General features: G+C 68.5%; 1 pseudogene. It reads right to left on the reverse strand.

The features are described 5' to 3' along the window. Positions 1-929: pseudogene (locus tag LVY72_RS24100) on the reverse strand (glycine dehydrogenase (aminomethyl-transferring)); the annotation flags it as partial.

Here is a 929-nt window from a genome sequence, read left to right on the forward strand (position 1 = left end):
GGTAGACCTGACCGCCGGCGGCATGGACGGCGTCGCAGACCTGGCGCACGTCGGCGTCGTAGACGCCGTGCGTGGACGGGTAGGTGATCATGATTGCTGCGAGGACGTCCCGATGGGCCTCGATCTTGGCGGCCAGGTCCTCGTGGTCGATGGTGCCGTCCGAGGCGGTGGCGACGACGACGACCTTCATGCCGGCGAGCACCGCCGAGGCGGCGTTGGTGCCGTGGGCCGAGGCCGGGATCAGGCAGATGGTGCGCTGTGCTTCGCCGCGGGAGTGATGGTAGCCGCGGATCGCCAGCAGGCCGGCCAATTCGCCCTGCGACCCGGCATTGGGCTGGATGGAGACCTGGTCGTAGCCGGTGATTTCAGCCAGGTCCGCTTCCAGCCCGCTGATCAGCTCACGCCAGCCCTCGGTCTGCGAGTCCGGCGCGAACGGATGGATGGAGGCGAACTCGGGCCAGGTGATGGCTTCCATCTCCGCGGTGGCGTTCAGCTTCATGGTGCACGAGCCGAGCGGGATCATGGTCCGGTCCAGGGCCAGGTCGCGGTCGGAGAGCCGGCGGATGTAGCGCATCATCTGGGTCTCGGAGCGGTGGCTGTGGAAGACCGGGTGGGTCAGGAAATCAGAAGTGCGCAGCACCGACTCGGGGAGGTCGAAACCCTTGGCGGAGCCAACCGGGCCGGCACCAAAAGCGTCGGCCACCGCGGACAGAATCTCCGGCGTCGTGGTTTCGTCGATCGAAACGCCCACCGTGTCGGCGTCGATCACGCGCAGGTTGATGCCCCGGGCGTCGGCGGCAGCGATGACCGTGGCGGCTTGGCCCGGAACGCGGACAGTGATGGTGTCGAAGAAGCTGCCGTGCAGGACCTCGAGGCCGGCCGCCTTCAGGGTGGAAGCGAGGGTGCGCGCGCTGTCGTGCACCGTCGCG

The sequence above is a fragment of the Arthrobacter hankyongi genome (assembly GCF_022012395.1).
GTDB classification, from domain to species: Bacteria; Actinomycetota; Actinomycetes; order Actinomycetales; family Micrococcaceae; genus Crystallibacter; species Crystallibacter hankyongi.